General features: G+C 66.7%; 7 protein-coding genes and 1 pseudogene. 7 read left to right on the forward strand and 1 reads right to left on the reverse strand.

Annotated features, from left to right (window positions below; all coding sequences use genetic code 11):
* Positions 1–10: 10 nt before the first annotated feature.
* Positions 11–481, forward strand: a complete 471-nt coding sequence (locus WAW17_RS17360; protein ID WP_422334182.1) for a DUF350 domain-containing protein — start codon at positions 11–13, stop codon at positions 479–481.
* A gap of 4 nt (positions 482–485) precedes the next feature.
* The gene (locus WAW17_RS17365) at positions 486–2,057 is read left to right on the forward strand and encodes a polyamine aminopropyltransferase (protein ID WP_422334177.1); all 1,572 of its coding nucleotides are present in this window, start codon (positions 486–488) and stop codon (positions 2,055–2,057) included.
* Positions 2,058–2,071: 14 nt separating this feature from the next.
* On the opposite strand, the gene WAW17_RS17370 is transcribed toward WAW17_RS17365, so the two are convergent.
* Positions 2,072–2,734: an IclR family transcriptional regulator gene (locus tag WAW17_RS17370; protein ID WP_422334178.1), complete on the reverse strand. Its 663-nt coding sequence runs from the start codon at positions 2,732–2,734 to the stop codon at positions 2,072–2,074.
* A 205-nt stretch (positions 2,735–2,939) separates the two neighbouring features.
* On the opposite strand from WAW17_RS17370, the pseudogene WAW17_RS17375 reads away from it, so the two are divergent.
* The 5 genes and pseudogenes from WAW17_RS17375 to WAW17_RS17395 all read left to right on the forward strand — a co-directional run.
* A pseudogene (locus tag WAW17_RS17375) lies at positions 2,940–3,365 on the forward strand (nuclear transport factor 2 family protein); the annotation flags it as partial.
* Between the two features lie 51 nt (positions 3,366–3,416).
* Positions 3,417–4,253, forward strand: coding sequence for an SDR family NAD(P)-dependent oxidoreductase (locus tag WAW17_RS17380; protein ID WP_422334183.1), 837 nt, complete (start codon positions 3,417–3,419; stop codon positions 4,251–4,253).
* On the forward strand, positions 4,246–5,046 hold the full coding sequence (locus WAW17_RS17385) for an SDR family NAD(P)-dependent oxidoreductase (RefSeq protein WP_422334179.1): 801 nt from the start codon (positions 4,246–4,248) through the stop codon (positions 5,044–5,046). Before WAW17_RS17380 ends, WAW17_RS17385 begins: the two co-directional genes overlap by 8 nt.
* The gene (locus tag WAW17_RS17390) at positions 5,043–6,482 is read left to right on the forward strand and encodes an FAD-dependent oxidoreductase (RefSeq protein ID WP_422334180.1); all 1,440 of its coding nucleotides are present in this window, start codon (positions 5,043–5,045) and stop codon (positions 6,480–6,482) included. Before WAW17_RS17385 ends, WAW17_RS17390 begins: the two co-directional genes overlap by 4 nt.
* 75 nt (positions 6,483–6,557) lie before the next feature.
* Positions 6,558–6,962 (forward strand): MFS transporter (locus WAW17_RS17395; RefSeq protein ID WP_422334181.1); only part of this gene is annotated, 405 nt, incomplete at its 3' end.

A 6,962-nucleotide genomic window follows, 5' to 3' on the forward strand; every position in this document is an offset into this window, starting at 1 on the left:
GGAGAAGTGCGTGAACACAACCTACACGGCGGCAGCAACGGAAATCGGCAGTGTCGACGTCGGACTGCTCGTCGGCGGCATGCTCGGCACCCTGGCGTACTTCGTCGTCGGCATTGCCGTTCTCGGAGTCGGCTTCGCGGTTCTCGACCTCGCCACTCCCGGCAATCTCCGGCACCAGGTGTACGTCGACAAGAACCCCAACGCGGCAATCCTGCTGGCGTCGAACCACCTCGCCCTCGCCGCCGTCGTGGTCACTGCGATCCTCACCAGCTCCGACGGATTCGCTCAGGGACTCGCCGACTCCGCGGTCTATGGGCTCTTCGGTGTGCTGTTGCAGGTCATCGCGCTGCGCCTGATGAATCTGCTGCTGCCGGGGCAACTCGTCGGTCTGGTCGGGAACCCGCAGATGTGTGGCGCCGCGTGGGCGGTCGGTGCGAGCCTCTTCGCCATCGGCCTCGTGAACGCCGCCGCACTCACCTGATCTCGTGACGACCTCAGCGGCAGAGCCGAGTTTCACCACCACCCGCGCGCTCAGTAAGAGGTCGAGGGCGTTCCTGCTCGCCGCGGTGGCTACCTGCGCGGCGTGCGGGCTGATCTACGAACTGGCCCTGCTGACGCTGTCGGTCAGCCTGACCGGCGGCGGAATCACCCAGACTTCGCTGATCGTAGCGGGTTTCGTGGCCGCACTGGGTGTGGGTGCGCTCGCCGCCAAACCGCTGCTGTCCACCGCGGCCGCGTCGTTCGTGGTCGTCGAGATCGTCCTCGGACTCGTCGGCGGGTTCAGCGCGGTGACCCTGTACGTCACATTCACGTTCTTCGGTTTCAGCGCAATCGTTCTGGTGCTCGCCACAGCGCTGATCGGTGTGCTGGTGGGCGCCGAGGTGCCGCTGTTGATGACGCTGCTGCAGTCGGGCCGCAGCGACACCGACGCAGAGAGCACGGGAAAGGTGCTGGCGAATCTCAACGCGGCCGACTACGCGGGTGCCCTGGTCGGTGGCCTGCTCTGGCCTTTCGCCCTGTTGCCGATCGCCGGGATGATCCGCGGCGCCGCCGTCACCGGAATCGTCAATCTCGTTGCCGCCGCGGTGGTGGCGCTGATCCTGCTGCGGTGGCAGCTGGGTCTGCGCACCCGGTTGCTCGCCGTCGTGGCGCTGCTCGTCGCCGCCGCATGCATCGCGGTGCTGCTGGTGCGTGCCGACGGCATCGAGACGACGTCCCGGCAACGTCTCTACACCGATCCGGTGGTCGTGGCCGAGAGGTCCCGGTACCAGGAGATCGTGGTCACCGAGCGCGGGGGAGACGTGCGGCTCTTCCTCGACGGCGACCTCCAGTTCTCCAGCGTCGACGAACATCGGTACACCGAATCGCTGGTGTATCCCGCGATGGCGGACGATCCGAAGCGGGTGCTGATCCTCGGCGGGGGCGACGGTCTCGCCGCACGAGAGGTTCTGCGACTGCCTGGGGTCGAGGAGATCGTGCAGGTGGAACTCGATCCGGCGGTGATCGATCTCGCAAACACGCGGCTGTCCGAACTGAACAGGGGCGCGTTGCAGGACCCGCGCGTGCACGTGGTCGTCGACGACGCGTTCCGGTGGCTGCGTGACGCACCCGACTCGGGATTCGACGCCGTCATCGTGGACCTCCCGGATCCGGACACCCCGGCGCTCGGGCGCCTGTACTCCACCGAGTTCTACGGTCTCGCCGCGGCCTCCCTGAACCCGGGTGGACTGATGGTGGTGCAGTCGGGAAGTCCCTATTCGACGCCGGACGCGTTCTGGCGCACCACGTCGACGGTCGCGTCGGCGGGTCTGGCCGTCACGCCGTACCACGTGCTGGTGCCGAGCTTCGGGGACTGGGGTTACGTCCTCGCGCAGCGCGGTCCCGAACCGCCCGCACTGCGCCTGCCGAGCGAGGTTCCGGGGCTCCGCTTCCTCGACGAGCCGACGCTCGCCGCATCCGCGATCTTCCCGCGCGACCGTCCCCGCCGCGAGCTCGAGCCCTCGACCCTCGATCGCCCGCGAATCGTCGACGACATGCGGAAGGGCTACGAGCGCTGATGCGGCTCACAGGGTCAGCGCAGCAGGTTGCCGAGCGTGCGGGCGGCGTCGACGACCGCTGAGCCCAATGCCTTCTCGTCGGGCATCTCGAACACCGACACGCCCACGCTCGCGAGTGCATCGCCGCGACGGCCTGGAATGGCTGCGGAGACACCGAGTACGGACGGGGTCACCTCTCCTTCGGTGATCGCGTATCCGCGACCGCGCGCCACGGTCACCTCTTCGCGTTCGCCGTGGACTGCGGGGAGTGAGGCGAGGATCGCCAGGCCTGCCGATCCCCGGTTGATGGGGTCGACCTGGCCGGGGCGGAACGCGACGTGAACTTTCGCGCTTCGCGGTTCCACCACCATCAGGGCCCGTACTTCCGTGGAGTTCTCGCGGACGACGAGGTGCACGGTGGCCTGGACGGCATCGGCAAGCTCTTCGAGTACGGGTCGCGCCAGTGTGCGCAGATCCTGCTCGACGGGTTCGGCCAGGGTCACCAGTCCCGCGCCGAGTGTGACGCGTTTGAATCCGTCCTTCCGGCACAGCCGATGTGCCTCGAGGGTGCGGATCAGCCGATGCGCGACGGTCCGGTGGACGCCGACCCCGTCGGCTATCTCCGTGACGGACAGTCCGTGCGGATGGGCCGTCAGCAACTCGAGAATCTCGAGCCCGTGGTGGAGGGTTTTGGACATCCCCGAATCGAGCTGAACTGCGCTTTTGGGTGAAAGTTCCGGCGGCCGTTCGTCGGTCGTGCTCACTGTCTTGCCCACGCTCCTTGACGTCTGTGAGGTGCGACACCTACTGTACATGCATATCGCACGGTCCGTGCGATTATCGCACACATACCGCGAGCAAGGCAAGGCCCCACCGCGAGGGGGTTTCATCAGGGAGTACGAGATGAGCACTGGTCACGACGGTGTCGATGCCGCGACCGTCGGCCGGCTTCACCAGCTGTACGGACGGCAGAGTCACCTCATCGACGGCGGGTCTGCCGGTGAGTGGGCGCTGACGTTCACGGCGGACGGCGAGTTCCATTCGCCGAGTTACCCGGAACCGGTGGTGGGTGCGGCCGGGCTGACGGCGTTTGCCGAACGCTTCCACGCCGGAGCCCTCGCGGCCGGTGAAGTGCACCGCCACGTGATCACCAACGTCACCATCGACCGCGTGGACGCCGACGCACTCGAGGTACGCGGCTACCTGCAGATCGTGGCGACCCCTCGCGGTGGCTCGTCACGCGTGGTGCGCATGACCACGTTCACCGACCGCGTCGTGTACGTGGAGGACCGGTGGCGTATCGCTCGACGCGACGTCCGGCGTGACGACGTGGGCCATCGAGGAAAACCCTTGTCACACATCGAAGGAAGTAGAAGAAGCATGACCACAGGTGCTGACCAGACCAACCCCGGCCGTACCGTCACGGCGCAGATCACAGCGCTGTACCCGGAAATGTCAGGCAAGGTCGCGGTGGTCACCGGCGCAGCCCAGGGCATGGGTGCCGCGTTCGCGGAGGGGCTCGCCACGCGGGGCGTGCACGTCGTCGGAGCAGATATCAACGAAGACCAGATGACGGCAACGGCAGCGTCGATCAACGCTGCCCTCGCCGGAGACTCGCTGGCGGAGCAGCCCGGACGCGTGGTCGGTGCACGGGTGGACGTCACCGTCGCGGACGACCACGAGAAGCTCGCCCAGGTGGCGTTGCAGGAGTTCGGCCGTATCGACTTCTGGATCAACAATGCCGGCATCTTCCCGTTCGCGCCGGCGGAGGAGATCTCACCCGAACAGATCCACGCCACCCTCACGGTCAACGTGGAGGGCGTGCTGTTCGGCGCCCAGGCAGCGGCGCGCCACATCCGGCCCGGTGGCGCCATTGTGAACATGTCTTCAGTGTCCGCACTCCGCGTCCGCAAGGGCCGCGGCGCGTACTGCGCCTCCAAGGCGGCGGTGGCGCACCTCACCGAATCCCTGGCGGTCGAATTCGGCGACAAGGGAATTCGTGTCAACTCCATCGCGCCGGGATACATCGACACCGCCATGACGCGCTGGGTGCAGGACGACCCGGCCGCGCTGGCGCACGCGCTCGACTCGGTGCCGCTGCATCGCCTCGGCTCGCCCGAAGAGGTATTCGGACCGTTGCTCTTCCTGCTTTCCGACAGCGCACGTTACGTCACTGGTCACAGCATCGCGGTCGACGGCGGTTCGCGTCATGTCTGACGCAGCGGCGTCCGAGACGGTGAACTATCCTGCCGTCGTTCTGATCACCGGGGCAGCGGGCGGCATGGGTGCGAATCACGCCCGTGCGCTCGCCGCCCGCGGAACACACGTATGTATTGCCGACATCGCAGACGCCTCCGCGGTGGTGGACGAGATCGCGGCGGCCGGTGGCTCGGCCTCCGCGCACCGGTTGGACGTCACCGATGCCGCCGCGTGGAGCCGGGTGGTCGACGAGATTCGCGACGCACGCGGCGAATTGGGCGGACTGGTCAACAACGCCGGCATCTCACGGCGGCTCGAATTCATGGACACCCCGGATGACATCTGGGAACTGACCATGCGTATCAACCTCTTCGGACCGTTCTACGGCATGAAGGCCGTCGCACCACTCATGCGCGAGAGCGGCGGTGGATCCATCGTCAACATCTCGTCCATCTCGGGGCAGATCGGTTACTTCTCGCCCGCGTACTCGTCGAGCAAGTGGGGGCTGACCGGCCTGTCGAAATCTGCTGCCGGCAACTTCGCCCAGTGGGGAATCCGCGTCAATTCTGTGCACCCCGGTCTGGTGGGGACGGCGCTGCTCGGCGGTGCCGACGCCTTCGTGAGAGCGGCAGTCGAGAGCATCCCGTTCGGCCGCATGGGCACACCGGGCGAAATCACCGACGCGGTGCTGTTCCTGCTCTCCGATCGCTCCGCGTACATGAGCGGCAGCGAGGTCACCGTTGACGGTGGTCTGGTGTCCAACGGCTTGTATCACCGCATCATCGCGGAGACGGGAGAGAACCTTTCATGAGTGACGCCTGTGATGTCGACGTCATCGTCGTCGGCGGTGGCGGCGCAGGACTGGCAGCGGCGGTTTCCGCAGCCGAGCAGGGCGCGTCGGTGCTGCTGTTCGAGTCCGAGACCGAACTCGGCGGCTCCACACAGCTGTCCGCGGGCCTGTTCACCGCCGCCGGGACGAGCGTGCAGAGCGGTCTGGGCATCGAGGACTCGGCCGAGAAGTTCTTCCAGCACTACATGGACCTCAACCAGTGGATGCTGGCGCCGGGACTGATCCGCACCTTCTGCGAGAACGCGGCCCCCACTCTCGAGTGGCTCATCGCCCTCGGTGTCGAGATCCCGGCCGTCGTGTCGGGCAACGCCCACCAGCCCGGCCTCTGCCAGGCAGGTGTCGAGGACATCTGGCGGGGACACGTCCCGAAGGACCAGGGATACGGCCTCGTCCAGGTGCTCGACAAGGCCCGGCGTGCGCACGGGATCGAGGCCATCCTCAATACCCGCGTGCAGAAGCTGATCCAGGAGGACGGCCGGGTCGTGGGTGTGGTCGCCGACGACATCGAGGTCCGGGCAGGCGCTGTGGTCGTCGCCTCCGGCGGCTTCGCCCAGGATTCCGAACTCGTCGACCGGTACTACCCCGTCGCCAACAATGCCGGTGACTCCCTCTTCGTGGTAGCCGCTTCGGGAAGCCGCGGCGACCACCTCCGCTTCGGCTCGGACGTGAACGCCTCCGTCAGCGGCGACGGATGGGGACTCATGCTCCCGACCGTCTACTTCCAGCGGTACCACCACTGGCAGTCCGGTTTCCCGCCGAAGTCGCGGATCCACGTCAACCGGGACGGCCGCCGCTTCATGGACGAGGATGCCTCCTACGCGGTCTCGACCGGCATCATCGAGGCGCAGGGCGGGTACGGCTGGATGATCTTCGACGAGAAGGCGCGAGTCGACCTCGCACCCGGTTACGCCGACTGGACGCCCGAGCGGATCGCCGACGAGGTGGAGGCCGGACGCACGTTCCGGGCCGACAGTCTCGAGGAACTCGCGCGGCTGATCGACGTACCTGCCGATGCCCTGGCGGCCACCGTCGGACGGTGGAACGACCAGCTTCCGGCGGGAATCGACGACGATTTCCTCCGGCACCGGACACTCCGCAACAAAGGATCGGCCGACAGTCCCGAACCGATCGCGGAGGCTCCGTACTACGCGGCTCGAATACTTCCCGCCGAACTCGTGTGCACACACGCGGGTATGGAGATCAACAGCAATGCTGCGGTCCTGAGCACGCAGGGACGCCCGATTCCGGGCCTCTTCGCGGCGGGCGAAGCCGGCGCTGGCATCCTGGGTCTCAGGTATGTCGGTGGTGGCAATGCGGTAGCGAATGCTCTCACGATGGGCCGCATCGCCGGCCGCAACGCGGCCGCGGCCGCAGAAGGAACTCCGGAACTGTCCTGAGTTCTGTCACCCCCATTCCTCCGGCAGGGCGACACTCCGCGCCCACCGTCGGTCCATCCCCTCTAGGAGAACGTCATGGGAGCTTCCAGCTCCGCTGTGCAAGACAGCGAACTCGGTGGCAGGACCTTGAAGAAGGTCTCGTACCGAATCCTCCCCTTCGTCCTGTTGTTGTATGTCTTCAACTACATGGACCGCACCAACATCAGTTATGCCCAGCTGGGTATGGCCGACGACCTCGGCATCTCCATCGCCGCGTTCGGGTCGGTCGCCTCGATCTTCTTCCTGGCGTACGTCATCTTCGAGATTCCCTCGAACATGGCCCTCAAGAAGTTCGGTGCCCGGCTCTGGCTGGCCCGGATCGCGATCACGTGGGGCATCGTCACGGTGGTGATGGGCTTCGTCAACAGCCTCACCCAGCTGTACGTCGCGCGCATCGCCCTGGGTATCGCCGAAGCAGGTCTGTTCCCCGGTCTGCTGCTG

The sequence above is a fragment of the Rhodococcus sp. (in: high G+C Gram-positive bacteria) genome, assembly GCF_049286785.1.
GTDB lineage: Bacteria > Actinomycetota > Actinomycetes > Mycobacteriales > Mycobacteriaceae > Rhodococcus_F.

Coding starts and splice junctions, on each gene's coding strand:
- WAW17_RS17370 (WP_422334178.1), bottom strand. CDS start 2,734: ATGTCCAAAACCCTCCACCACGGGCTCGAGATTCTCGAGTTGCTGACG.
- WAW17_RS17380 (WP_422334183.1), top strand. CDS start 3,417: ATGACCACAGGTGCTGACCAGACCAACCCCGGCCGTACCGTCACGGCG.
- WAW17_RS17385 (WP_422334179.1), top strand. CDS start 4,246: ATGTCTGACGCAGCGGCGTCCGAGACGGTGAACTATCCTGCCGTCGTT.
- WAW17_RS17390 (WP_422334180.1), top strand. CDS start 5,043: ATGAGTGACGCCTGTGATGTCGACGTCATCGTCGTCGGCGGTGGCGGC.